This is a genomic window from Pseudodesulfovibrio hydrargyri (genome assembly GCF_001874525.1).
In the GTDB taxonomy this organism is placed as follows: domain Bacteria; phylum Desulfobacterota; class Desulfovibrionia; order Desulfovibrionales; family Desulfovibrionaceae; genus Pseudodesulfovibrio; species Pseudodesulfovibrio hydrargyri.
In genome coordinates, this window is record NZ_LKAQ01000005.1 from 135,850 (window position 1) to 160,149 (window position 24,300).

Annotated in this window: 19 protein-coding genes; 11 read left to right on the plus strand and 8 right to left on the minus strand. The window is 63.7% G+C overall.

Annotated elements, in window-relative coordinates:
- Positions 1 to 4 precede the first annotated feature (4 nt).
- From recO to rpsT, 4 genes are all read left to right on the plus strand, one after another.
- Entirely contained in the window at positions 5 to 763 is a 759-nt protein-coding gene (recO, locus tag BerOc1_RS17975; RefSeq protein WP_071547298.1) for a DNA repair protein RecO, read from the plus strand.
- Between the two features lie 13 nt (positions 764 to 776).
- On the plus strand, positions 777 to 1,646 hold the full coding sequence (gene glyQ / locus BerOc1_RS17980) for a glycine--tRNA ligase subunit alpha (protein ID WP_071547299.1): 870 nt from the start codon (positions 777 to 779) through the stop codon (positions 1,644 to 1,646).
- A 42-nt stretch (positions 1,647 to 1,688) separates the two neighbouring features.
- Positions 1,689 to 3,797 carry a glycine--tRNA ligase subunit beta gene (gene glyS / locus BerOc1_RS17985; protein ID WP_071547300.1) on the plus strand — a complete coding sequence of 703 codons (2,109 nt, stop codon included), beginning with the start codon at positions 1,689 to 1,691 and terminating at the stop codon, positions 3,795 to 3,797.
- A gap of 120 nt (positions 3,798 to 3,917) precedes the next feature.
- Positions 3,918 to 4,184 (plus strand): 30S ribosomal protein S20, encoded by a 267-nt coding sequence (rpsT, locus tag BerOc1_RS17990; protein WP_071547301.1) that lies wholly within the window; start codon positions 3,918 to 3,920, stop codon positions 4,182 to 4,184.
- 87 nt (positions 4,185 to 4,271) lie between these two features.
- Here the strand turns inward: rpsT and BerOc1_RS17995 are convergent, their stop codons facing one another.
- The gene (locus BerOc1_RS17995; RefSeq protein ID WP_071547302.1) at positions 4,272 to 4,946 is read right to left on the minus strand and encodes a Crp/Fnr family transcriptional regulator; all 675 of its coding nucleotides are present in this window, start codon (positions 4,944 to 4,946) and stop codon (positions 4,272 to 4,274) included.
- Between the two features lie 88 nt (positions 4,947 to 5,034).
- Here BerOc1_RS17995 and BerOc1_RS18000 point away from each other — a divergent pair, with 88 nt between their 5' ends.
- The 4 genes from BerOc1_RS18000 to BerOc1_RS18015 are packed head-to-tail and all read left to right on the plus strand — an operon-like array spanning position 5,035 to position 8,176.
- Entirely contained in the window at positions 5,035 to 6,366 is a 1,332-nt protein-coding gene (locus tag BerOc1_RS18000) for a 4Fe-4S binding protein (RefSeq protein WP_071547303.1), read from the plus strand.
- A 29-nt stretch (positions 6,367 to 6,395) separates the two neighbouring features.
- The gene (locus tag BerOc1_RS18005) at positions 6,396 to 7,178 is read left to right on the plus strand and encodes an ATP-binding protein (protein WP_071547304.1); all 783 of its coding nucleotides are present in this window, start codon (positions 6,396 to 6,398) and stop codon (positions 7,176 to 7,178) included.
- A gap of 10 nt (positions 7,179 to 7,188) precedes the next feature.
- Entirely contained in the window at positions 7,189 to 7,506 is a 318-nt protein-coding gene (locus tag BerOc1_RS18010; RefSeq protein WP_071547305.1) for a cupin domain-containing protein, read from the plus strand.
- Position 7,507: 1 nt separating this feature from the next.
- Positions 7,508 to 8,176 carry a ferredoxin-like domain-containing protein gene (locus BerOc1_RS18015; RefSeq protein WP_084641760.1) on the plus strand — a complete coding sequence of 223 codons (669 nt, stop codon included), beginning with the start codon at positions 7,508 to 7,510 and terminating at the stop codon, positions 8,174 to 8,176.
- A gap of 100 nt (positions 8,177 to 8,276) precedes the next feature.
- On the opposite strand, the gene BerOc1_RS18020 is transcribed toward BerOc1_RS18015, so the two are convergent.
- From BerOc1_RS18020 to BerOc1_RS18035, 4 genes are all read right to left on the minus strand, one after another.
- A complete protein-coding gene (locus BerOc1_RS18020) occupies positions 8,277 to 10,364 on the minus strand; it encodes a sigma-54-dependent Fis family transcriptional regulator (RefSeq protein WP_084641762.1) in 2,088 nt (695 codons plus the stop codon).
- Positions 10,365 to 10,603: 239 nt separating this feature from the next.
- Positions 10,604 to 11,305 (minus strand): Mpv17/PMP22 family protein, encoded by a 702-nt coding sequence (locus BerOc1_RS18025; RefSeq protein WP_071547306.1) that lies wholly within the window; start codon positions 11,303 to 11,305, stop codon positions 10,604 to 10,606.
- Between the two features lie 214 nt (positions 11,306 to 11,519).
- Positions 11,520 to 12,683 carry an iron-containing alcohol dehydrogenase gene (locus BerOc1_RS18030; protein WP_242653094.1) on the minus strand — a complete coding sequence of 388 codons (1,164 nt, stop codon included), beginning with the start codon at positions 12,681 to 12,683 and terminating at the stop codon, positions 11,520 to 11,522.
- A gap of 106 nt (positions 12,684 to 12,789) precedes the next feature.
- Entirely contained in the window at positions 12,790 to 15,531 is a 2,742-nt protein-coding gene (locus tag BerOc1_RS18035) for a molybdopterin-dependent aldehyde oxidoreductase (RefSeq protein ID WP_129586585.1), read from the minus strand.
- A gap of 363 nt (positions 15,532 to 15,894) precedes the next feature.
- On the opposite strand from BerOc1_RS18035, the gene trkA reads away from it, so the two are divergent.
- Both trkA and BerOc1_RS18045 read left to right on the plus strand, forming a co-directional pair.
- Positions 15,895 to 17,262, plus strand: coding sequence for a Trk system potassium transporter TrkA (gene trkA / locus BerOc1_RS18040; protein WP_071547308.1), 1,368 nt, complete (start codon positions 15,895 to 15,897; stop codon positions 17,260 to 17,262).
- The gene (locus BerOc1_RS18045) at positions 17,263 to 18,720 is read left to right on the plus strand and encodes a TrkH family potassium uptake protein (protein WP_071547309.1); all 1,458 of its coding nucleotides are present in this window, start codon (positions 17,263 to 17,265) and stop codon (positions 18,718 to 18,720) included.
- 325 nt (positions 18,721 to 19,045) lie between these two features.
- Here the strand turns inward: BerOc1_RS18045 and nadB are convergent, their stop codons facing one another.
- From nadB to nadC, 3 genes are read right to left on the minus strand one after another with little or no spacing between them, the layout of a single operon-like run.
- Positions 19,046 to 20,632, minus strand: a complete 1,587-nt coding sequence (gene nadB, locus BerOc1_RS18050) for an L-aspartate oxidase (RefSeq protein WP_071547427.1) — start codon at positions 20,630 to 20,632, stop codon at positions 19,046 to 19,048.
- Positions 20,633 to 20,658: 26 nt separating this feature from the next.
- On the minus strand, positions 20,659 to 21,699 hold the full coding sequence (gene nadA / locus BerOc1_RS18055; RefSeq protein ID WP_084641765.1) for a quinolinate synthase NadA: 1,041 nt from the start codon (positions 21,697 to 21,699) through the stop codon (positions 20,659 to 20,661).
- An 11-nt stretch (positions 21,700 to 21,710) separates the two neighbouring features.
- Entirely contained in the window at positions 21,711 to 22,580 is an 870-nt protein-coding gene (nadC, locus tag BerOc1_RS18060) for a carboxylating nicotinate-nucleotide diphosphorylase (RefSeq protein ID WP_071547310.1), read from the minus strand.
- A 159-nt stretch (positions 22,581 to 22,739) separates the two neighbouring features.
- Here nadC and mgtE point away from each other — a divergent pair, with 159 nt between their 5' ends.
- The gene (gene mgtE / locus BerOc1_RS18065) at positions 22,740 to 24,074 is read left to right on the plus strand and encodes a magnesium transporter (protein WP_071547311.1); all 1,335 of its coding nucleotides are present in this window, start codon (positions 22,740 to 22,742) and stop codon (positions 24,072 to 24,074) included.
- The last annotated feature ends 226 nt before the right edge of the window (positions 24,075 to 24,300 follow it).

Genomic DNA, 24,300 nt, shown 5'->3' on the forward strand with positions numbered 1-24,300 from the left:
CGACATGAGCGCCACCGAGAAAGCCCTCGTACTCAAGACCGGGCGTTTTCGAGAGGCCGACGTATGGGTCCGGCTGCTGACACCCACCCGCGGGGTGTTCAACGGGTTCGCCTTTGGCGGCAGCCGCTCGCGCCGCCGCTTCGTGGGTTGCCTCGACCCCCTGAGCCACGTCCTCTTCACCATCGGCACCAACAAGACCGGCACCTATACCGTCCTCGAAGAGGGCAGTCTGCTGCACAATTTTCCCGAGGTCCGCAAGGACCCGGCCAAGACCGGTCTGGCCGTGAACTGCGTCAAGTTCGTGGAGGCGGTGGAGATCGACCCGGCCGACGCCAAGCCCGCCTACGAGCTGCTTCTCGAGACTCTGTACATGCTCGACGAGAGCGGTGGGCACAGCGACTTCACGCCGTGGCTTTTTCGGGCCAAGCTGGCCTTCGAGATGGGCTTCACGCCCGACTTCCTGGCCTGCGGGGTGTGCGGCCGCCCCCTGTCCTGCGAATGCGGCCACCGCTTCGGCGTGGAACGGGGCCAAGTGGCCTGCCGGACTTGTCTTTCGGACGGGAAACCGTTAGAGGGACTTGCTCGGCCGATTTCCGCAGGGGTCCTGCGCGTCCTGGACTGGATTCAGCACAGCAGGCCGTCCGATTGGGCCGCGGTGACCATGGACGGCGAGGTACGCCGACAGGTCAGTCAATTGATCGAACTTTTCGTCGCCTACCACCTGGGCCTGTCCTGGGAGGGCGGCATGTATAAAAAGGTATGAGTTGGAGCCAACAATGAATTTTCAGGAAGTCATACTGAAATTACAGAATTTCTGGGCGGATTACGGGTGCGCCGTGGTCCAGGCCATGGACATCGAGTGCGGGGCGGGGACCTTCAACCCCTCCACCTTTTTCCGGGTCATCGGCCCCGAACCGTGGAAGACCGCCTATGTGGAGCCTTCCCGCCGTCCGACCGACGGCCGATACGGGGAGAATCCGAACCGTCTGCAGCACTACTACCAGTTCCAGGTCATCCTGAAGCCGTCCCCGGACAACGTCCAGGAACTGTACCTCGAGAGCCTGAAGGAGATCGGCATCGACGCGGCCGCCCACGACATCCGGTTCGTGGAGGACGACTGGGAATCCCCGACCCTGGGCGCCTGGGGCCTGGGCTGGGAGGTCTGGCTCAACGGTATGGAGGTCACCCAGTTCACCTATTTCCAGCAGGTCGGCGGCATCGACCTGAAGCCCGTGTCCGTGGAGATCACCTACGGCCTCGAGCGGCTGTGCATGTATCTGCAGGAGAAGGAGTCGGTCTACGATCTCATGTGGAACAACGAGATCACCTACGGCAACGTCTACCACCAGAACGAGGTGGAGATGTCCAAGTACAACTTCGAACTGTCCGACGCGGACATGCTCTTCGACCTGTTCAACAAGTTCGAGGGCGAATGCCTGAAGCTGTGCGAGGAGGGACTGCCCTGGCCCGCCTACGACTACTGCCTGAAGTGCTCCCATTCCTTCAACCTGCTGGACGCCAGGGGGGCCATCTCCATCACCGAGCGCGCCACCTACATCGGCCGTGTGCGCAACCTGGCCTCGAAGATCGCCAGGCTCTACGCCGACCAGCGGGAAGAGATGGGCTACCCCATGCTCAAGAAATAAGCGACGCCTTCGTCACGCAATAGATTACACAAGAGAAGAACAATGGCCGAATTCATTCTGGAAATCGGAACCGAGGAAATGCCCGCCCGCTTCGTCCCCAAGCTGGCGGCCGAGCTTGAGGAGGCCTTTGCCAAGGCGCTCGCCGAGTCCATGGTCGAGAACGAGGGGGTCAAATGCTACGCCACCCCGCGCCGCATCACCGCCCACGTGCCGTCCCTGGCCCTGACCCAGCTGCAGGAGGAGGAGACCGTCACCGGGCCCCCGGTGCGCATCGCCTATGACGATGACGGCAATCTGACCAAGGCGGGCCAAGGCTTTGCCAAGACCCAGGGCGTGCCCGAGGACGCGCTGTTCAGGATGGAGACCGGCAAGGGCGAGTATCTGGCCGCCAAGAAGATGGTCGGCGGCGGCAAGACCGTGGACATCCTCCCCGATATCTGCCGCAAGTCCATCGAATCCCTGTCCTTTCCCAAGAGGATGCACTGGGGTAATTACGATTTCACCTTCGGCCGTCCCGTGCGCTGGCTTCTGGCCCTGCTCGACGCGGACGTGGTCGAATTCACGGTGGAGAACCTGACCTCCGGGCGCGAGACGCGCGGCCACCGGGTCATGGGCCCGGGCCCGTTCTCCGTGGCTTCCACGGCCGACTATTTTTCCGTTGTCCGCGACCTGTGCAAGGTGGTCATCGACCCGGTCGAGCGCCGCGAGACCATCGTGACCGCGGGCAACCGGCTGGCCGAAGCCCTCGGCGGCAGGATCGTCTGGAACGACGGGCTGCTGGACGAGGTGGCCAACCTGGTGGAATACCCCAAGCCGCTCATCGGCGATATCGATCCGCGCTACCTGGAACTGCCGCGCGAGGTCCTGCTGACCTCCATGCAGTCCCACCAGAAATCCTTTGGCGTGGAAGGGGCCGACGGCAAATTGCTGCCCCATTTTCTGACCACCCTGAACCTGGAGCCTCTGGACGTGGCCCTGGTCAAGAAGGGATGGGAGCGGGTGCTCAAGGCCCGCCTCGAGGACGCCCGCTTCTTCTGGGAGGCGGACTGCAAGGTCGAGTTCGACACCTGGCTCGCGAAGCTGGACAACGTGGTCTTTCTCGGGCCTCTCGGCTCGGTGGGCGACAAGTCCCGGCGCATCGAGACCCTCTGCCGCAAGCTGGCCGAGACCCTGGACGCGTCCAAGTCCATCCTGCCCGGTGAGATCGGACAGTATGCCCGGGCCGGGCGGCTGGCCAAGGCGGACCTGGTGTCCGAAATGGTCATTGAGTTCGACTCCCTGCAGGGCAAGATGGGCGGCATTTACGCTGAGCGCGCGGGCCTGGGCGAGATCGTCTCCCAGGGCGTCTACGAGCAGTACCTGCCCGCCGGTCCGGACACCCCGGTGCCGTCTTCCCTGTCCGGCGCGCTGGTCTCCATGGCCGACAAGGCCGACACCATGGCCGGCTGCTTCGGCCTGGGCAAGGTGCCCACCGGGGCCAACGACCCATATGCCCTGCGCCGCTGCGCCCTGGGCATCGCCAGGATCATCATGGAGCACGGGTTGGACGTGGACCTGGAAACCTTCCTCAGGGACGCCCAGGAGGCATACTCCGGCGTGAAGTGGAAGGTGGAGCAGGGCGAGGCCCTGGACAAGCTCATGGATTTCTTCGGACAGCGGCTGCGCGCCCTGTTCACCGGCCAGGGGTTCGACACCCGCGTGGTGGACGCCGCCCTGGGCGCCGGGTTCCGCGACATCCGCACCTTCAAGGCGCGGCTCGAGGCGCTGGCCGAGTTCAGCCGTGGCGAGGGCTTCGAGCAGAGTGTCCTGACCTTCAAGCGCGCCGCCAACATCATCCGCAAGCAGGGTGACGAGGCGGGCGAGCCGTTGACCGGCAGCTATGACGCGGACCTGTTCGAGGACGAGCACGAGACCGCCTTCGGCGCCAAGCTCGACGAACTGGCCCCGCGCTTCGAGGACCTCTGGGAGAGCGGCGACTTCGGCGGCCTGTTCGGCCTGCTCGGGGAACTGCGTCCGGCCGTGGACGGCTTCTTCGACAACGTCATGGTCATGTGCGATGCCAAGGATGTCCGCCTGAATCGGCTGAATCTGCTCAAGGGACTGGTGGACCGGTTGGGCCGTCTGGCCGACTTCAACGCCCTGCAGGTGTAGCGGCGGTTGAGAAAAGTCTTGACATCGGACGGGGAGTCCATATAAAAGGCACTCCCTTCGGGAAGAATTGCAAAACAAACGCTTTTTAATGCGATAATAAATCGATCAGGAGAAATTACCTTGGCCAATCACAAATCCGCCCTGAAGAGGCACCGTCAGAGCTTGAAGCGTCGCGCCCGCAACCGCGTTTCCAAGACCCGCATCAAGAACACCGTCAAGGCCGTTCGCGTCGCCATCGAGGAAAAGGACACCAACAAGGCCCAGGAGGCCCTGAAGGAAGCCAGCTCCGTGCTGGACCGCGCCGCCCGCAAGAACGTGATCCACGCCCGCCAGGCCCAGCGCCGTATCGCCCGGCTCCAGGCTGCGGTCAACAAGATCGCGGAATAGTTTCTTTTCTCATTGTTTTCTTCAGCCCGCCGCACGACATGTGCGGCGGGCTTTTTGCGTTGGATCGGAGTAATCGGGGCAGGGCGGCTAGCGTCCCTCGTCGGCCAGTTCGCGCAGCCGGTCCATGTCGAGGATGGTGATCTCCCGGCCCTTGATGTCGATCAGCCCCTCCTCGGTAAAGCGCTTGAAGATGCGCGACAGGGTCTCCTGGATGGTCCCGAGGTACAGAGCGATCTGGCCTTTGGGCAGGTCCAGGCGGAAGGTGTCGGAGTCGGTGGACGAGCGCAGGAGCAGGAGGTGGGCGGCCACCCGGGCCGGGGTCTCCTTGAGGCTGAGATCGTCGATCTTGTTGACCAGGATGCGCAGCCGCTGGGAGAGCATGGCCATCATCCGCATGGCCAGGTCCGGGTCGTCGCGCAGGATGTCGCGGAAGCCGCCGCGCGCGAAGAACAGGGCCTCGCACGGCTCCACGGCCTCGCATTGGGCCGGGAAGGTCCCGCCCTCGAAGACCGGCACCTCGCCCACGGCCTCGCCCGGGCCGAAGACGTGCAGGATCTGCTCCTTGCCCGCCGGGGAGGTCCTGAAGACCTTGACCCGGCCCGTAATCGGCGAATAGAACCCGTCGGCCGGGACATCGGCCAGGAACAGGGTTTCGCCCTTGTCGTACCGTTTGATCACGGCGAGATCGGCCAGCTTGGCCAGTTGGTCATCGGGCAATCCCCGGAAAAAAGTCGTTTCCCGCACGGCGGCCAGTTTGTCCATACCGTCATTTCTCCCTGTTTTTTTCAGTGCTGCGGATAATTTGATCTAAGTCATGGCCGAGGTCAAAAGGATTGTCCATAGTGGGGCCATGGAAAACGGAACCCTGAAGCCATACCGCCTGATCCCGCCCGTCACGGCCCTGCTCCTGCTCGGGGCGCATGGCCTGCGTTTGGGCGACTTCGGCCTGGCCGCCTCCCTGGCCCTCCTGGCCGGGCTGCTCTGCGCACGGCGAGCCTGGGCGCGCCCGGTGGCCGTGGCCGCGCTGCTGTGGGGCGGATTCGTCTGGGCGCGGGCCACGGTGGACTTCATCGCCTTTCGCCAGGCCTTCGATCTGCCGTGGCAGCGGCTGGCCTGGATCATGGGCGGGGTCATCCTCATGGATGGCCTGGCCTTGATGGTCCTCCTCGGCCGGGGGCTCGACCGTTGGTTCGACCGCGACAGGGAGTGGGCCGTCCCCCGCGCGGCCATGTTCCTGCTCACCGTCTTCGGCCTGGTCATGGCCCGCGCCAAGGTGGATTTCCCCATCCTGCTGGCTGACCGCTATCTGCCCGGCTGGGGCTGGCTCGAAATCTTCCTGCTTGGCTGCTACGCCCAGTGGATCGGCTCGATGATGCGTACCCCCAAGGGGCACAGGATGGTCCGGCCGCGCATCTGGGGGCTGTTCTCGGCCGTATTCTTCCTACAGCTCGCCCTGGGGCTTCTGGGCATGGACCGCATGCTCATGACCGGGACCCTGCATCTTCCGGTCCCGGCCTTGATCGCTGCCGGACCGGTCTTTCGCGGGGGAGGGTACTTCATGCTCGTTCTGTTTGGCGCGACCCTGCTCCTGGTCGGCCCGGCGTGGTGCAGCCATTTGTGCTATATAGGAGCCTGGGACGACGCCATGAGCCGTCTCGGACCGAGGCCCGCCCCGTCCAACGTCTTGCGTTCCCTGAGCCTCCTGGGCCGGGGAGCGACCCTGGTCCTGGCCGTGGGAGTGGCCTGGGGGTTGCGTGTCCTCGGCGTGCCGGGCGCGAGCGCCGTGCTCCTCGGAGCCGCCTTCGGACTCGTGGGCGTGGGCGTGATGGTGTTCGTGTCGCGCGGGCGGGGCATGATGGTCCACTGCACCGCCTTCTGCCCCATGGGGCTGGTCGGCAATGTCCTGGGGCGCATTTCGCCCTGGCGCATACGCATCGGCGCGGACTGCACCGGATGCGGGGCGTGCTTCTCCCGCTGCCGGTACAACGCCCTGGACGAGGGCAGGGTGGCCCTGGGCCGCCCGGCTCTGTCCTGCACCCTGTGCGGGGACTGCGTGTCGGCCTGCGCGCATGGGCGGATAGGCTATGTCTTTCCCGGTCTTTCCCGCGAAACCGCCCGGGCGGCGTTCATCGTCCTGGCGGTCAGCCTCCACGCCGTGTTTCTCGGTGTGGCCAGAATATAGAACTATAAGGAAAAAGAGAGGATAGAGAAATGATACACCAGCGCAAGATGATCACCATCAACGAGGAACTGTGCAACGGCTGCGGCCAGTGCGTGCCCGCCTGCGCCGAAGGGGCCCTGGCCATCGTCGACGGCAAGGCCAAGTTGGTCAAGGAAATCTACTGCGACGGCCTGGGCGCGTGTCTGGGCGACTGCCCCACGGGCGCGCTCAAGGTGGAGGTCCGCGAGGCCGCCGATTTCGACCCCGAGGCCGTTACCGAGCACCTCAAGGCCCAGGGCCGCGAGGTCCCGGACCACATGCCCGCTCCCGAGTCCCTGCGGGTGAGCTCGCCCAAGCCTCCGGCGGGCGGCTGCCCCGGCGCGGCACTCAAGACCATGACCCCGTGCGGCCAGGCCAACATCCCCACGGCCCAGGCCGGCGGCTCGGCCCTGTCCCACTGGCCCGTGCAGCTGCGCCTGGTGCCGCCCAACGCCCCGTTCCTGAAGAATGCGGACCTGCTCCTGACAGCGGACTGCGTGCCCGTGGCCATGCCGAGTTACCACGGCGAGTACGTCCCGAACCGGGTGGTCCTCATGGGCTGCCCCAAGTTCGACAACCAGATGGAGTACGTGGACAAGCTGGCCGGGATCATCGCGGAAAACGATCTCAATTCCATCACCGTCATGGAGATGGAAGTGCCGTGCTGCTCGTCCATGAGCGTCATCCTGAACGAGGCGGTCAAGCGCGCGGGCAAGGGAGTGCCCACGGAGCGCGTGACCGTGAGCCGTACCGGCGCCGTGCTGCGGACCGTGCCCCTGGAATTTGATGTTTAAGGAGTAGTCTATGAAGAAGATTGAATTATTCGAAGTCCATGGATTCAAGGATTTGACCTTCTCGAACTATCTGGTACACGAGTCCGAGTTCATGAAGGTGATCAATTTCAACTTCCGGGCCGGGCAGAAGCTGCCCGTGCACTCCCATGACCTGGAAGGGGAGTTGACCTTGACCATCCTCGAGGGCGAGGGCGAGTTTCTGGGCGCGGACGGCGCGTCCATGCCCGCCCGCCCCGGCGACGTCCTGGTCTCCGAGATCGCCGAACCCCACGGCGTCCGAGCGATCACCGACATGCGGGTCCTCGTAACCATAGCCCCCCCGATCTGATATGGATATTAAAGAATACATCGACACGCTGCCCAAGAAGGCCGCCCGCCCGCGTCCGGACGGCACCTACACCGTGCTTCCGCGCATGCGCCACGGCAAACTGGACGCCGCCCGGCTGGCCGTCATCAGCCGGGTGGTGGAGGCCAACAACCTGCCCGGCATACGCATCACCGCCGGACAGCAGGTGCTCATCGACGGCGTTTCCGAAGACCGGCTCAAGGCCGTGGTCGAGGCGTTGGGCGAAGTGGGCCCCGCCTACAAACATAACGCCCAGGGATGCCTCGGCACCGGCGGGTGCAAGCTCGGTCAGCAGGATTCCCGGGCCGCGGCCGCGCGGCTGTCCGAGCTGCTCGAAACCTTCGACATGCCGTGCAAGGTCAAGGCCGGTGTCTCCGGCTGCCCCATGTGCTGCGCCGAATCCATGGCCCGTGACGTGGGGCTTTTCGGCAAGAAGGGCGGCTGGACCGTGTCCTTTGGCGGCAACGCGGGCAAGCGCGTGCGCTGCGGGGACATCCTGGCCGAGAACGTGTCCGGGGACGAGGCCTTTGCCATCATCGCCAAGGCCCTGGCCTTTTACGCCGACAACGCCAAGAAGAAGGAACGGACCGCCCGGTTCGTGGAACGGGTCGGCCTCGACGCGCTCAAGCGGGCCGCGCTCGGCGAGGACTGATCGCGGAAGAGTGGAGGCTGTCACACCGGAGGATATCGCCATAAGGCGATTTCGCGATGTGGCAGCCCCCTCCCGAATCGTCGTTTTCGCCCCGAGGGCGTCAGCACTGGCGGAAGGACTCCAGGGACAGGCCGTGGCGTCGGATGTGCGCGTAGAGCGTGACGCGGGATACGCCGATCTTTTTCGCCGCCGCCTGGACGTTGCCTTTGGTGGTATGCAGGGCGTCGAAGAGTCGCTGTTTGTCCATTGCCGTTCTGTCTGCGGCCCTGGCGGGCATGGCTTCGTGCTTCCTGTCGCCGTATTCGGGATTCGGCGCCATCGGATGGGCCGGCTGGCCCGGGCGACGGAGTTCGGGCAGCATATCTTCGCTGATGACAGGGCCGTCCGCCATGACCGCCGTGCGTTCGATCAGGTTTTCCAGTTCCCGGATGTTCCCCGGCCAAACGTATTCCTCAAGGCGGCGCATGGCCCCGGGCGTGAAGCCCGTCAGTTCCTTGCCGAGGGATCGGGCCATTTTTCCGAGGAAGAATTCCGCAAGCAGGCGGACGTCGCCTTCGCGCCGCCGCAACGGCGGGACATCGATGACCAGCACGTTGAGCCGGTAATACAGGTCGTGGCGGAATGTCCCGTTTTCCACGCTCTCGGCGAGATTACGATGGGTCGCCGCCACCACGCGGACATCCACCCGGCGCGACCTCTTGCCGCCGACGCGGGTCACTTCCCCCTCCTGCAGGACGCGGAGCAGGCTGGCCTGGGTGGCCAGCGGCATGTCGCCGATTTCATCGAGAAACAGGGTGCCCCCGTCGGCGAGTTCGAATTTGCCCGGTGCCCCTTGGCGCGCCGCCCCGGTGAAGGCCCCGGCCTCGTAGCCGAAGAGTTCGCTCTGCACCAGATCGCGAGGGATGGCACCGCAGTTGATGACGATGAACGGTTGTTGATTTCTGGCGCTGGTATTGTGTATCGCCTGGGCGAACAGTTCCTTGCCCACGCCGCTTTCGCCGAGAATCAGCGTGGTCATGGAGTTTTCGCTGGCTTTTTGGGCCAGCCTGATGGATTTGCGGGTTGGCTGGGCGTCGCCGAGGATGTCGGAGAAGCGGTAGATCGCCTTGGCCCGGGTCATCCGGTTGGTCAGTTGGTTTACCCTGCGGCTCTCCCGGAGGGTCAGACAGAGGCCGCCCTCGGGAACGGGGGAGGAGGAATACAGGCACTGCAACGGGGTGCCGTTGGCCAGTTGCAGGGTACATTCACTGTCCCTGGTTTGTTCGCCGTACCTGGGGAACAGACCCGCATCCACGGACTCGGCCACTTCGGAGAGATGCCTGCCCGTCACGTCGCCGGTGACGTGGAACAGCCGCTTGGCGTACTTGTTCATCATCCGAATGCCGCCGGCGTCGTCCAGGACGACCACTGCCTCGCCGAGGATGTCCATGACGGTCCTCGTCTCCTGCAGCAGATGCTTCAAACGCATTTGTTCGGTGACCGCCTTGGCCGCGGCGATGACCAGACCGAAGGCGTGGTGGTTGAAGCTGTCCCGTTCCATGGTCATGGAGAGCGTGCCGACCAGGTTGTTGCGGTGGTCGAAGATCGGCGCTGCCGAGCAGGACCAGCCATCAAAGTACGAGTTGTAGTGTTCGCAGCCGAGCACGCAGGTCGCCTGTCGCTCCACCCGGCAGATTCCCATGGCGGTAGTCCCTTCGATGGCCTCGCCGCAGACCAGCCCCCTCATGGGGCTGGTGGCGCCGCGCCCGAAGCCGAGTCCGTCGCCCAATGTATGGATATAAACCCCGTTGGTGTCCGTCAGGATAATGCAGTTGCTGGTGGGCTGGATGTTGCTGAGCAACTCCTCCATGACCGGTCCGGCGGTGGAGAGGAGAAACTCGTTGCGCTTGAGGATGCGCTCCATTTCCGTATTGCTCAAGTGCACCGAAGGCAGCCCCGAGATGGGGGCGTTGCCTTCGCGGGACCGGTTCCAGGAGCGGAGCACATGTGGCCGGATCAGTGAAGGATCGATTTCGCTTCCGGTATGAAAGGCCGACCGAGCCTCATGAATCTTTTTCCATAAAAGGGCGTGTGACACGCCGGGAGAAGTGAATTCGCTGTAACAGTCCTTCTGGTTCGACCTTTCAAAAGGGACCAGGAGCTCGTCTTCGTATCGCCTGCGATCGCCTTTGGAAGCAGAGACATGCATGACCCCCTCCTCGTTGGGTTTTCCAAAGATCAGCCAATCCTCCGCAAGAGGCCCGCCGCTTGACCTCAAGAATTGGTTTTTCGGACCCAGCATAACTGTAAAAAGTTTTGGATACAAGCCGATACGGGATTAAGCCGGAGTGCATGCGGCGCGCCAGTCACTGGATAGCCGTGAAGGGTCGGCATCGCGGTCCGCCAGGCGATGGCGTCGCGATGCCGACCCTCGGGGCAGTGACCGAATCATGCCGTGGCTTCGTTCCTTTTGAGGCTCGCCAGGGCGAGAATGACGCCCAGGACTATGCCCAGCGCGGCGGCGAAGAGTACACGCAATTCGGGAGGGAGCAGGAAGGTGATGGTGTGCGCTGGTATCCAGAAGAAAGGAATGGTTTTTTTGAATACGAATCCCCAGACCATGTTCCAGTCTATGTCGCCCAGCAGTTTGCTGATGTGTATGGGGGAGAAAAAGCCCAACAGGGAGCCGCCGGTCTTTTCGATGTGCATGGACACCACTCCGTGCGCAAGCATGAACAGGGGAGCGAACAGGATGTTCATCAATGCGCTGATGGAGAAGGCCAGCCCAAGGCGGGTCGCGAAGTCCCCGTCGGCGAGCGCGTCGGGAGGGAGCGAGAACCCGAGTCCCATGAGGAAATTCGGCGTTCCCGTGGCGTAGACGATGAAGGCGGTATGAATGACCAGGCCGATGCTTCCCCAGACGAGGCATCGCGGCATCAGGCCGAATGTCCGGTGGGTATAGCGTTTCGTGGCTATGCGCAGGGCGACCATTTCGCCGAGGGTGCCGAGGATGGCGAATTTGAGGAAGCTCATGATAAACGGGTGCGCCTCGGCGAACCCGCCCAATGCGGGCACGGCATCCGGCACCGCGGTGAACAGTAAAATGGCCGATACGACGGCTGCTGCGGCGATGAGGTCGGTGAATTTCATCTTTTTGGTCTCCTTCGGAAAAGCTTTTCACGGAGAGGGGAGGCCGGGCTGCTTGTCCCGTGCATGTCGCGGAACGGACGTCCGTTCCCGCAGGGAGCCGCCATCGGAATGAAAGGGGGCCCGCGTTCGCGGCTTGGCCAAGCGGGCCCGCCCTTCATTCCTTGCCGGACAGGGCAGTTACTGATTGTATCCCCGCGTTAAGGAACCGGAGTGCCTACCAGCACCTGTTATACAGTCCCACGACGTCCTGCAGGTTCGGCACCCTCGGGGTGGTCACGGTGGAGACCTCGTTGAGCGCGTCCTTGGACATGGGTTCGATATCCTTGGTATCGACCGTGGTCCCCATCATCGTGGCCACCTGGGTGATGGTCCTGGGGATGCCCACCAGATCGTTGAGCCGCTGGATCGCTTCCACGCCCGCGTCTTCCGGGTTGTTCCCGAGTTCGGTCATTCCGCTCAACCGGGCGATCTTGGCCATCTTTTCACGACAGACGACCTTGTTGTAATCCAGCACCGTGGGCAGGCAGACCGCGTTGGCGAAGCCGTGGGCGAAATGGTAGAAGGCGCTCAGGGGATGGGCCATGGAGTGGACCAGTCCCAGCCCCGCATTGCTGAAGGCGATGCCCGCCATGGTCTGGGCGTAGGCCATTTTTTCCCGCGCCTCCATGTCGTTGCCGTTGCCCACGGCCCTTCCCAGGTACTGGAAAATCAGCTCGATGGCTCCCAGGGCCAGGGCGTTGGTGTATTCCATCGCGCCGATGGACAGATACGCCTCGACGGCGTGGGTCATGGCGTCCATGCCGGTGGAGGCGGTGATGGCCGGAGGCAGGCCGACCATGAGCATGGGGTCGATGACGGCCACATTGGGCAGCAACCGCCCGTCGAGAATGACCATTTTCCAGGGATGATCGTCCCGGGTGTTGGTGATGATCGCGGCGCAGGTGGACTCGGAGCCGGTCCCGGCCGTGGTGGGGATGGCTATGTAAAAGGGCAGGGGGGCCTTGAGCAGGCCCATGCCCCGGTAGCTTTCGATGGGGGCGCCGCTGGTGGCCAGGATTCCGCAGGCCTTGGCCGCGTCCATGGAACTGCCGCCGCCAAGCCCGATCAGGCAGTCGCACCCTTCCTTTTGGTACAGGCTGAACGAGTCTTCGGCATTCCGTTCGTTGGGATTGGGTACGGTCTCGTCGTAGACCGCATAGGCGATGCCCTCGCTCTCCAGAACATCCGTCACCTTCTTGACCAGGCCGACTTTGACAACCCCCTTGTCCGTAACGATCAACGGTTTCTTCAAGCCCTGCATCTTGATGGATTCAGGAACCTTGCCGAGTGCGTCGACGCCGGTGAAGATCATGTTGGCCAGTTGAAACGCAGTAATCATAGCTTGCCTCATGGTGTTAAAGGATTACGTACTCGTGGTTCATGGGCGATCGGTCATCCGGCTCGGCCTGCGCGTTGCCCGGCGGACGGCGCGCGGGGAGCCCCCCCTATATGGCTTGCAAGGCTTCGAGAACCCTGTCCGGCGTGGCGGGAAGTCTGTAGATTCTTGCACCGCAGGCATCGCGAATGGCATTTATCACGGCCATGTGGGGATTGACCATGGGGCCTTCCCCGGCTCCGGAGGCGCCGAAGGGACCGTGTTCCCGCAGGTTGTTCTCAAAGTATTCTACCTCCATGGAGTCCGGAATGCTCTCGATGTACGGGAATCCCGCGCCGATCATGGTGGAATGCTTCTTGATGTCCTCGAAGTCCTCGCTCAGCGCCAGGCCGATGCCCTGGGCTATGCAGCCGTATATCTGTCCGTCCACGGCGAGCCGGTTGTTGATGGCGCCGAGATCGGCGACACAGGAGAACCGGTCCACCTTGACCTTTCCTGTGGCGACTTCCACGGACACCTCGGCCTGGTAGATGGTGTACATGCAGTTGACGAACGGGGTGCCCAGGCCGGTTTCCGGGTCGCAGACGCTGCCCATGGAACTGTAGGAGCCGTCGAAGCGGGTCGGTTTTTCGGCGGCCATGGCTTCTTCATAGGTCATGAAGGTGCCGTCCGGTTTACTTAAGGCCTCCATCATGGCCTTGCAGGCCGCCTTCAGGGCGCTGCCGACCACGACCTGCGAACGGGACGCGCCGGCCGGGCCCGCCGGGGGCTGCTTGGACGAGTCGGGCCAGCTGAAACGGATTTTCTCCACCGGGACGCGCATGGGGCGCAGCGCCTCGTGGGTGGTGCCCACCGCGCCGATGTCCGCGCCCTGGCCGTGGTCCTCCCATGAGCAGCCCAGGGTGACGCCGTTGTCCGGATCGTACTGGATGAAGACTTCCGCCGAGTCCACGCCGTCCGCGCCCGCGCCGTAGACGCCCACGGCAATGCCCACGCCTCTTTTGATCTCGTCGGTGGATTCCTTGGCGGTGCGTTTCTTCGCCTCCTGATACTTGGGGCGCAGCGCTTCGAGCAACTGGGGCAGGGCGATAACGTCGGGTATGGCGCCGGTGGGTGTCGTGGCCCCTTCGCGGTAGCAATTGGCATAGCGGAATTCCAGCGGGTCCTGGCCCAGCTTGTAGGCCATTTCGTCAACCAGCGTTTCGCCCGCGAAAACGGATTGCACGCCTCCGAATCCCCGGAACGCCGCGCCCCAGGCGTGGTTGGTGCACACGGTGCGTCCCATGCCCCGGATGTTCGGGATATCGTATCCCGCGCCGATGAACTGGATGCCGCGTCCCGTCAGGACGCTGCCCATTTCACAGTAGGGGCCGTGGTCCACGGAGTAGTCGTGCTCCATGGCCAGGATGCGGCCGGTCTTCCTGTCCGCGGCCATGCGGGCGGAGATGTGGAACGGCGACCGCTTGCCGGTATAGGTCATCTGCTGGAAGTAGTTGTAGCGCAGGAAACAGGGGCGGCCGGTGGCCAGCACGGCCACGCCGACCAGGGCTTCCGAGGTCGGGCTCAACTTGTAGCCGAACGTCCCGCCCATGGGGTTGGATGCCAGGGCGATCTGGTCCGGAGTCAGGCCCATTCCCTCGGCGATCATGAAGGCGTGCAGGTGCACGGCAATGGATTTGCTGTGGATGTGCAGCAGGCCGTCCTCGCCCTTGAACGCAAAGGAGACGTCCGGTTCGATGGGCATGTGGGGCTGGCGGCTGGTGACGAAATCGCCCTGCACCACGGCCACGTCGTCGCGCTTGAAGATCGGGCCCGTGTCGTCGCCCTTGATCAGGGGCTGGGTGAAATACACGTTGGGGGTGCCGGGATGGATTTCCATGGCGTCGTCGGCCATGGCTTCCGGGGCGCTGAGATAGGCCGGAAGGGGATCGAGACGGACGACCACCTCCCTGGCCGCGGCTTCCGCTTCCTCCCGGCTGTCCGCGCAGACCAGGGCCAGCACGTCACCATACTGGAACACCTTGGTGTCGTTGATGATCGGCCGTTCCCAACCGTCGCCCTTGTGGTAGGGGCTCTGGACCAGGCCGAAGATGCGGTTCTTGCCCTTCACGTCCTTGGCCGTGAGGACCGCGACGACTCCGGGCATGGTCTCGGCCTTGGCGGTGTCGATGCTCAGGATGTCGGCGTGGTGCGCTTCGGCCTGGACCAGGGCGATGTGCAGGGTGTCGTCGGGGAGCTTCAGGCCGAGATCCGCGCCGTAGTCCAGCGTGCCGGTGATCTTGGCCTCGGCGGTGGGCCGGGGATATTTGGAGCCCCAGATGCGTCCGTCCTCGGGCATCTTGAATTCGAGGCTCTCCGCCGGAGCGTCGCCCCTGATAACCTCGGCCGCGGCCATGACGGCGTCGACCAGCGGCTTGTAGCCGGTGCAGCGGCAGGCGTTGCGGTGTTTCTGGAACCAGTTGCGGACATCGTCCCGGCTCGGGCTGTCGTTGACGTCCAGCAGCCCCTTGGCGGACACGATGAACCCCGGAGAGCAGAAGCCGCATTGCGCCGCGCCGTGTATTGCCCAGGCCTTTTGCAGCGGGTGCAGGGCACCTGGCTTGCCGATGCCCTCGATGGTGGTGATGTTGGCGTAGTCGGGAACCCGCTTCATTTTGGTTATGCATGACCTGACGACCTTCCCGTTGAGAATCACGGAGCAGGCGCCGCACTGGCCTTCCCCGCACCCGACTTTTGTGCCCGTCAGATGCAACTGCTCTCTGAGCACCTCGGCCAGGGTCGTGTCGGACTGGGTGAAAACGTTTGTTTCCACGCCATTGATGTACATTCTTTTCTGAAACAGTGAACTCATGTGGCACCTCGTTTTTCGGAAGAGAAAGCAACAGCTGTGCCATGAGGGGGGAACGTGTATATGCGTCGTTATTCAAGAAGGTTATGACGTTTTCGTTTTGTGTAAAGCGAGTTGCTTCCAATGTTCAGGTCAGGGTTTACATGTAAATTTCCGTGTAAAGCTGTACACCTCCACGCTACTGGAACGGGTGCGCCGTCTATCCTCCCTCGCCCCGCCCCTGCCGGGGGATGGACGACGGGATTCAGACCGCCGTTTTTTCGTTAACGACTGGATATCATTGAGCCGAAATGGTAGGCGCGGTATTGCGCTGACGCAAAAACATGGGTAGATATAAAATGATTTCACTCAATGAAGGAGCATCATTTGCGGGTCATCATCATAGGCGCCGGCGAGGTCGGCTACCATCTCGCTCAGCGGCTGGCGGTGGAGAACAAGGAAGTCGTGGTCGTGGACACCAGCGACGAGGCTTTGCGCAAGGTGGCGGAGAGCTCGGACGTCCAGACCATCAAGGGCTCGGGGTCCAGCCCCAAGGTTCTCGAAGAGGCGGGCATCGCCGAGGCCGACATCTTTCTGGCCGTGACCGACTCCGACGAGATCAATCTCATCAGCTGCTACTACGCCAACATGCTCAGCCAGGGGGTGACCAAACTCGCCCGTATCCGCAGCGAAATGTATACGGATTACGGGCACCTGCTCACCGAACGCGGGGCCAACATCACCAAGATCATCAATCCCGACGAGGAGGTGGTCAACTCGGTGCTCCGGCTCATGAGTGTTCCCGGCGCGGTGGAGATCAACGAGTTCGCGGGCGGCAAGATTCGGCTCATAGGCATTCACCTGCCGGACCACAGCCCGATCATGGGCAGCCAGCTCATCCATTTGCGCGACAAGATAGGCGATGACCTTGGACTGGTCATCGCGGCCATCGTTCGCAATGACAAACTGATCATCCCCAGCGGTCTGGACGTGCTAAAGCCGGGCGACTTGGTCTATTTCGTCTGCGACATCCGCGACCAGGAAGAAATCATGACCCGCCTGGGCGTGGCCGACGACCCGGTGCGCAAGGTGTTGATCATCGGCGGCGGCAACATCGGCTTCCGTCTGGCCAAGGCCCTGGACAATAAATACTATCACACCCGGCTGCTGGAGAACCGCCAGAAGCGCTGCGAGTACCTGTCCGAGCATCTGGACCGGCCCATCGTGCTCATGGGCGACTCCACGGACCAGGAGATCCTGCGCGAGGAGAACATCCAGGACATGGACATGGTCATCGCCGTGACCGGCGACGAGGAGACCAACATCCTGTCCTGCCTGCTGGCCAAGTCCCTCGGGGCCCGGCGCACGGTGACGCGCGTCAACAATTTCGGGTATATGCCGCTCATCGAGCCCATCGGCATCGACTACGTGGTCTGCCCCAGGCTGTCGGCCATCAACTCCCTGCTGCACTACATCCGCCGGGGCAAGATCATCTCCTCGGTGTCCATCAAGGGCGAGGAGGCCGAGGCGCTCGAGGCCGTGGCCCAGGAGGATTCCCCCATCGTGGGCAAGGCGGTCAAGGACCTCGGGTTCCCCCGGGGGAGCCTGGTCCTCTGCTTCCAGCGGGGCGACGAGGTCGTCATCCCGCGCGGCGATTCCGTGGTCCGGCCCAACGACCGGCTGATCATCATTTCCACCCGCCAGAACATCCCCAAGGTGGAGCGGGTCCTGACCACCAAGGTGGAGCTCTTCTAGATGCGCTGGCGCTACGTCCTGCACGTCATCGGGGCGCTGGTGGCCTGCGTGGGGCTGACCATGGTCCTGCCCCTGGCCTGGGGGCTGTATTACCGCGACGGCACGGCCCAACCCCTGGCCCTGTCCATGGGCATCACCGTCCTGATGGGCGGGAGCGCCTTCCTGATCTTCCGAGACCGTTCGCACAAGGCCTCGATCATGACCCACCGCGAGGGCATGGCCATCGTGGCGCTCGGCTGGTTCGCGGCCGGGGCCTTCGGCGGGCTGCCGTTCTGGCTGGGCGGAACCTTCGGGTCCGTGGTGGACTGCGTGTTCGAGTCCCTGTCCGGGTTCAGCACCACCGGGTCGTCCGTGCTGGCCGACATCGAGGCCGTGCCGCGCGGGCTGCTCTTCTGGCGCAGCCTGACCCACTGGCTGGGCGGCATGGGCATCATCGTCCTGTCCCTGGCCATCCTGCCGTTTCTCGGCGTGGGCGGCATGCAGCTGTACAAGGCCGAGGTGCCCGGGCCGTCCCCGGACAAGCTCAAGCCGCGCATCAAGGACACGGCCATGACCCTGTGGAAGGTCTACGTCCTGTTCAGCGCGGCCGAGACCGTGCTGCTCATGTTCGGCGGCATGGACCTGTTCGACGCCCTATGCCACACCTTCGGAACCATGGCCACGGGCGGCTTCTCCACGAAGAACGCCTCGGTGGCCGGATTCGACTCCGCCTACATCGACTACGTCATCACCGTGTTCATGCTCATTGCGGGCGTGAACTTCTCGCTGCACTATCTGCTCCTCAAGTGGAAGCCCTCGGCCATGTTCAAGGACCCGGAATTCCGGGTCTTCGCGGGTATGGTCCTGGCCTTCGTGGCCGTCCTGACCGTCGTGGTCCTGGTCTCCGGCAACTATAACAGCCCGGCGGACGCGGTGCGCTACACCTCGTTCCAGGTGGCCTCCATCCTGACCACCACCGGGTTCGCCACGGCCGACTACGAGCTGTGGCCCGGCCTGGCCCAGGCCATCCTCCTGTTCTGCATGTTCGTGGGCGGGTGCGCCGGGTCCACGGGCGGCGGCATGAAGGTCATGCGCATCATGCTGCTCTTCAAGCAGTCCTACCAGGAGCTCTTCCGGCTCATCCACCCGCGCTCCGTGAGCCATGTGAAAATGGGCCGCACCGTGGTCAAGGACGACGTCATCAGCGGCGTCTGGGGTTTTGCCTTCCTGTGGGTGGGGCTGCTCGTCCTGGCCGCCTTTGTGGTCGCGGCCACCGGCGTGGACGTGGTCACCTCCTTTGCCGCCTCCCTGGCCTGCATCGGCAACATCGGCCCGGGCATCGGCGGAGTGGGGCCCACGGACAACTTCGCCTGGATGCCGGACACGGCCAAATGGGTCCTGACCTTCTGCATGGTCCTGGGACGGCTGGAGATCTACACCGTCATCATCCTTTTCGTGCCCGAGTTCTGGCGCAAGTAGACCGGCAAAGGCGCGGCCCTCCCTCCCCGAAACGGCTCTCAATACTCTTGATATTCTCTAGATTTTTTCCAGACTTGTTGCTCCGCAACGGTTTCCAGGCTGCTGGCGGGTTGGGTTGCGCTGCCGCGCCCGATCCATTCACAAAGCATCGACCGAGTCGCCAAGGATAAGCCGAGGCGACCGGATGGCGGGGGAGCTAGCCGGGATAATAGGGGGCGCAGGGGGGCGGTAGCCTTTGAGGCAGGTTGTCGGCCAAAAGAGAAGCGGCCCGCGCCATCCTTTACGGACGGTGCGGGCCGCTTTGACGTTTCTTGAAGCATGGGGGCTAGTCGATGCGGTAGTGGCAGCCCTTGGTTTCCTTGTTGCGCAGGGCGGCCACGGTGATGATGTAGGCCGTCTGGGAGCCGTGGAAGAGGTCAATGATGGACTTGCTCAGCGCGGTTTCGCGGTAGAAGTCCTGGAGGTTCTTGGTCAGCTTGCGCAGGTCCACGAAGGCGCGGTTGAGCCGGTTGCTCGACCGGGACACGCCCACGTAGTTCCACATGGTGTTGCGGATGTTGGCCCAGTCCTGGGAGATGAGCGCCGGGTCCTCGTCGCGGATGCCGTGGGGCACCCAGTCCGGGATGGAATCCAGGAGCTTGCGCGACAGGCCCGAGGTCCGGTTCAGGCGCATGGCCATGTCGTGGCCCGCCGAATGCCCCCAGAGCATGCCTTCGAGCAGCGAGGTGCTGGCCAGCCGGTTGGCGCCGTGCACGCCCGTGCAACTGCATTCCCCGGCCGCGTAAAGCTGCTCCAGGGTGGTCCGGCCTCGGTTGTCCACCAGGATGCCGCCGCAGAAGTAGTGCGCGGCCGGGACCACGGGAATCGGGTCGGCGGCCATGTTCAGGCCCATCTTGCGGCACCGCTCGGAGATGGTCGGGAACCGCTTGTCCACGTCCTGCTTGATGCCGGAGCAATCCAGGTACACGGAGTCGTCGCCCGAGGTCAGCATCTCGTCCATGATGGCCCGGGTGACGATGTCGCGGGGCGCGAGATCGGCGCGTGGGTCGTGACGGGGCATGAAGCGCTCGCCGCGCGAGTTGACCAGGACCGCGCCCTCGCCGCGCACGGCCTCGGAGACCAGGAAGCGGCGCTCGCCGCGCTTGGTGCCGCCGTACAGGGCCGTGGGGTGGAACTGCACGTACTCGCAGTTCATCAGCCGGGTGCCGGCGCGGTGGGCCATGGCCAGGCCCGAGCCGATGGAGCCCCTGGTGTTGGTGGTGTGCAGGTAGATCTGCCCGATGCCGCCGGTGGCCAGCATGGTGAACTTGGACAGAATGGTCTCGACCTTGCCCACCTGGTCGTTGAAGACGTAGGCCCCCACGCATTGGTTGGACAGGTTGTACTTGAAGTCCAGGTGCCGGGCGTGGTGTTGAGTGGTCAGCAGGTCGATGGCCGTGCGCTGGGTCAGCACGCGGATGTTCGGGTGCTTTTCCACGGCCTCGGCCAGCACTTCCATGATGTTCCGGCCGGTGTGGTCGTCACAGTAGAGGATGCGGGCCATGGAGTGGCCGCCCTCGCGGGTCAGGTACCAGTCGCCGGGTTTGCGCTGGTTGAAGGGAATCTTGTATTTTTCGAGGAAGAGTTCCTTCAGCACTTCCGGTCCCTTGCGGGCGATATGGCGGACGGCACGGGAGTAGTTGTGCCGCCAGCCGGCGGTCATGATGTCTTTTTCCAGAATCTTGGGATCGTCCTGCTCGTTGCGGTAGACGATGCCCCCCTGGGCAAGGGATGTATTGCCGGTTTTCAGGTCGGCCCCGGCGGTGAGAAGGATGACGTCGCGCCCCTGGTCGGCCAGGGTGAGGGCGGCTACGGAACCGGCGATGCCGGAACCAATGATTAACGCGTCGGATTGCAAGCGAAAATGATTCATGGCCATTGGTGTAGCACCATGTCCGTCTATGAGCAAACGGCGAGCATGCGCTCCAGGGCGAGCTTGGCGGGCTCCTTCACGGCGTTGCTCACCGTGACGGGCGCGGCGGAGTCGAGGGTTTCAAGGGTGCGGGCGAGGTTTTCGAGCGTGGTCTTGCCCATGTCCTCGCACATGACGCCGAGCAGGGGCTTGATGGTCTTGCAGCCCGCGTACCGGGCGGCCAGGCGGTTGACCAGGTTCTCCTCGGTGCCGATGTACACGGTGGACCCGGCAGGGGCCTCTTCCGCGTATTTGATCAGGAAGGTGGTGGAGCCGTTGCCGTCTGCCTCGCGCACGATGGCCGGGTCGCATTCGGGATGGACCACGATCTTGGCCTCGGGTTCGTTTTCGCGGATGCGGCGCACGGCGTCCAGGGTGAATTCAGCGTGGATGGGACAGTAGCCGGGCCAGAGAATGAGCTTCTTGCCCTCGGCCTCGTCCGGGTTGACGGCCAGGGCCGGGTCGCCGTGAATGACGTCGCCGGGCAGCAGCAGGCGTTCGTCGGCCGGTATGCCGAGCACGTCGGCCGTGTTGTTGCCCAGGTGCTGGTCGGGCAGGAACAGGACGGCGTCGCCCTGGGAAAGGGCCCACTCGAGCATGACTTTGGCGTTGGCCGAGGTGCACACCGAGCCGCCGTGTTCGCCGACCACGCCTTTGACCGCGGCCGAGGAGTTGACGTAGGTCAGGGGCACGATCTTGCGACCCCCTTCCTCCAGGATGGCCAGGGTCTTGCGCACGCGGCCCGCTTCGGCCATGTCGGCCATGGGGCAGGTGGCGGTGACGTCCGGGAGGTGGATCTTCTGGCCGGGACGGCTCAGGATGGCGGCGGACTCGGCCATGAAGTAGACCCCGCAGAAGACCACGTGCTCGGCCTCAAGGCCGTTGATCTTGCGGGCCAGCTCCAGGGAGTCGCCGCGGATGTCCGTGCAGTCGATGACCGCGTCGGACTGGTAGTGATGGCCGAGAACGGCCAGGGAGTCGCCCCGTTCGTCTTTTATCCGGAAAATGGTTTCCTTGGCGTTTTCCACAGTGTTCCTCTTTAGGGCAACGGCACGAATTGCATGCTGAAATCGGAGCTGGGCGCGGAGTGGGTCAGTTTGCCCACGGAGATGAAGTCCGCCCCGATCCCGGCAATGTCGCGGATGGTTTCCAGGGAGACGTTGCCGCTGATTTCCGTCTCGATGGCGTCGGGGATCATGGACAGGGCGGTCTTGGCGGTCTCCGCGTCCATATTGTCGAGCATGATCCGTTGTATGGTGCACTTGCACGCCTCTTCGACCTCTTCAAGCGTCCGGCATTCCACCTCGATGGGCGGGCAGGGCGAGTGCACGGTCTGAAGTTGGCGCACGGCCTCGGTGATGGAGCCGGCGCGGTCGATGTGGTTGTCCTTGAGCATGAGCATGTCGGACAGGTTCAGGCGGTGGTTTTTGCCGCCTCCGGCCAGGACCGCGTATTTTTCGGGGTAGCGCAGGCCGGGCAGGGTCTTGCGCGTGTCGAGCAGGGTGGCTTTGGTGCCCTCGATGGCCTGGACGTACCGCGCGGTCAGGTTCGCTATGCCGGACAGGTGGCAGAGAAAATTGAGCATGACCCGTTCGGCCTTGAGCAGCTGGACGGCCGGACCCTGGATGGCCGCTACCATGGTCCCCGCGGACACGGTGTCGCCGTCGTCCACGTTGAGGTGCACCTGGCTCTCCTGGCCGCCGAACTCGAGCACGAGCGGGATGATCGGCAGTCCGGCCACCACGGTTTGCTGTTTGGCCACGATCATGGCCTGGGCCATGTCGGAATCGGTGAACAGCCCCTGGCTGGTCAGGTCCGAACCGTCCTCGGCCAGGGCTATGCGGATGGTGGCCAGCAGAAACATTCTGGCCTCTGCCTGGAAAAATTCGTCGAAAAGGTTGGTGGGCATGGTTTCTTCCATATATTTTCAAGGTGATGTTCGCAAGTAAGGCACGGACGGCCTTTCGTCAAGGGGCGCACCGGTTGATGAAATATTTCACATTAATATCACCTTGTCGAAGTCCGATTTCTTTGACCTGAGGCTCGATTTGGGCTAGGTATCCAGCCCATGAGCGCGAAAGAGGAATACACCCCTCGTAATGACGAGGAACTGGACGGCATGACGGCCGTGGACTTCGAATCGCAGCATCCGGCGGATGCCGCCGAGACGATCGAAGGGCTGGATATTGCCGATCAGGTCAAATTCATCAAGCAGCTGCCCATCAAGGACGCCGCCGAATCCATTGCGGAGATGGATGACCTCGACCAGAAAGCGCTCATCAGCAACCTGAACCGGGGCTTGGCCGCCCGCATCGTCGAGGAGATGGCCCCGGACGACGCCACCGACCTCCTGGACGGCCTGAGCGACGACCTGCAGAAGGCCCTGCTCAGCCGCGTGGCGGCAGAGGATCGCGCGGAACTCAAGACCCTGCTGACCTTCGACCCGGACACCGCCGGCGGCGTCATGAACACCGAGGTGGTCATCCTCGACCAGGATTTGTCGGCCGACGAGGCCGTGGCCAAGATCCGCGAGGAGGTCGAGGACAAGGAGATCCCTTACTACGCCTACCTGGTGGACAAGAAGGACCGGCTGGTGGGCGTGCTCTCCCTGCGTGATCTGCTGCTGGCCCGGCGCGGGGCGCTGCTCAAGGATCTGGTCAAGACCCAGAACCTGATCACCGTGGGCTACAACGTGGACAAGGAAGAGGTGGCCCACCTCATCGCCCACTACAATTTTCTGGCCCTGCCCGTGGTTGATTTCGGCAACCGTCTGCTCGGCGTGGTCACGGTCGACGACGTCATCGACATCATCCACGAAGAGGCCTCCGAGGATATGCAGGCCATGGTCGGCGCGGGCGCGGACGAGACCACGGATTCCCCGTGGCTGTATTCCGTGCGCGTGCGTCTGCCCTGGCTGATCCTCAACGTGGTCTTCTCGGCCGTGTCGGCCTGGGTGGTCCATCTTTTCGAAGGCAATATCGCCCAGATGGCGGTGCTGGCCGTGCTCATGCCCGTGGTCGCCAACCAGGCGGGCAATACCGGGCAACAGGCTTTGGCGGTCATGATCCGCCAACTGGCCATGGAACGTTTCGACCGCAAGCGGGCGTGGCTCGCCGTGCTCCGTGAATTGCGCGTCGGTTTCCTGAACGGGGTGATCATCTCGAGCCTGGTCTTCGGCGTGGTCTTCGCGGGCACGCACAAGATACTGCTCGCCGTGGTCATGGGCTCGGCCCTCTGGCTGGACATGCTCCTCGGAGCCCTGGCCGGGGCGTCCATCCCCCTGTTGCTCAAGGAAATGGGCCGCGACCCGGCCCAGGCGTCGAGCATTTTCCTGACCACCATCACGGACTCCATGGGCTTCCTCATCCTCCTCGGTCTGGCCGGGTTGGTCCTGCTTCATTAGAAAAGCAGACCAGGGAAGCTATCTAAAGCGCCGAGGGCGCGGTATGGGATGCAAGGGTGCGAGCCCTATCGCTGCAGTCGCCATCTCTCAGGCTCCAAGACTCGCTAAGAGCTGCCGCTGCCCGCCGGAGGCGAAGTCTCCTGGTAATAGCCGCGAAGCGGCCTTCAACCCCTGATTTCCCGATAACCAGACGACAAAAGGGCGGCCCGGATATCCGGGCCGCCCT

Coding starts and splice junctions, on each gene's coding strand:
- recO (WP_071547298.1), top strand. CDS start 5: ATGAGCGCCACCGAGAAAGCCCTCGTACTCAAGACCGGGCGTTTTCGA.
- glyQ (WP_071547299.1), top strand. CDS start 777: ATGAATTTTCAGGAAGTCATACTGAAATTACAGAATTTCTGGGCGGAT.
- glyS (WP_071547300.1), top strand. CDS start 1,689: ATGGCCGAATTCATTCTGGAAATCGGAACCGAGGAAATGCCCGCCCGC.
- BerOc1_RS17995 (WP_071547302.1), bottom strand. CDS start 4,946: ATGGACAAACTGGCCGCCGTGCGGGAAACGACTTTTTTCCGGGGATTG.
- BerOc1_RS18000 (WP_071547303.1), top strand. CDS start 5,035: ATGGAAAACGGAACCCTGAAGCCATACCGCCTGATCCCGCCCGTCACG.
- BerOc1_RS18005 (WP_071547304.1), top strand. CDS start 6,396: ATGATACACCAGCGCAAGATGATCACCATCAACGAGGAACTGTGCAAC.
- BerOc1_RS18010 (WP_071547305.1), top strand. CDS start 7,189: ATGAAGAAGATTGAATTATTCGAAGTCCATGGATTCAAGGATTTGACC.
- BerOc1_RS18015 (WP_084641760.1), top strand. CDS start 7,508: ATGGATATTAAAGAATACATCGACACGCTGCCCAAGAAGGCCGCCCGC.
- BerOc1_RS18020 (WP_084641762.1), bottom strand. CDS start 10,364: ATGCATGTCTCTGCTTCCAAAGGCGATCGCAGGCGATACGAAGACGAG.
- BerOc1_RS18025 (WP_071547306.1), bottom strand. CDS start 11,305: ATGAAATTCACCGACCTCATCGCCGCAGCAGCCGTCGTATCGGCCATT.
- BerOc1_RS18030 (WP_242653094.1), bottom strand. CDS start 12,683: ATGATTACTGCGTTTCAACTGGCCAACATGATCTTCACCGGCGTCGAC.
- BerOc1_RS18035 (WP_129586585.1), bottom strand. CDS start 15,531: ATGAGTTCACTGTTTCAGAAAAGAATGTACATCAATGGCGTGGAAACA.
- BerOc1_RS18045 (WP_071547309.1), top strand. CDS start 17,263: ATGCGCTGGCGCTACGTCCTGCACGTCATCGGGGCGCTGGTGGCCTGC.
- nadB (WP_071547427.1), bottom strand. CDS start 20,632: ATGAATCATTTTCGCTTGCAATCCGACGCGTTAATCATTGGTTCCGGC.
- nadC (WP_071547310.1), bottom strand. CDS start 22,580: ATGCCCACCAACCTTTTCGACGAATTTTTCCAGGCAGAGGCCAGAATG.
- mgtE (WP_071547311.1), top strand. CDS start 22,740: ATGAGCGCGAAAGAGGAATACACCCCTCGTAATGACGAGGAACTGGAC.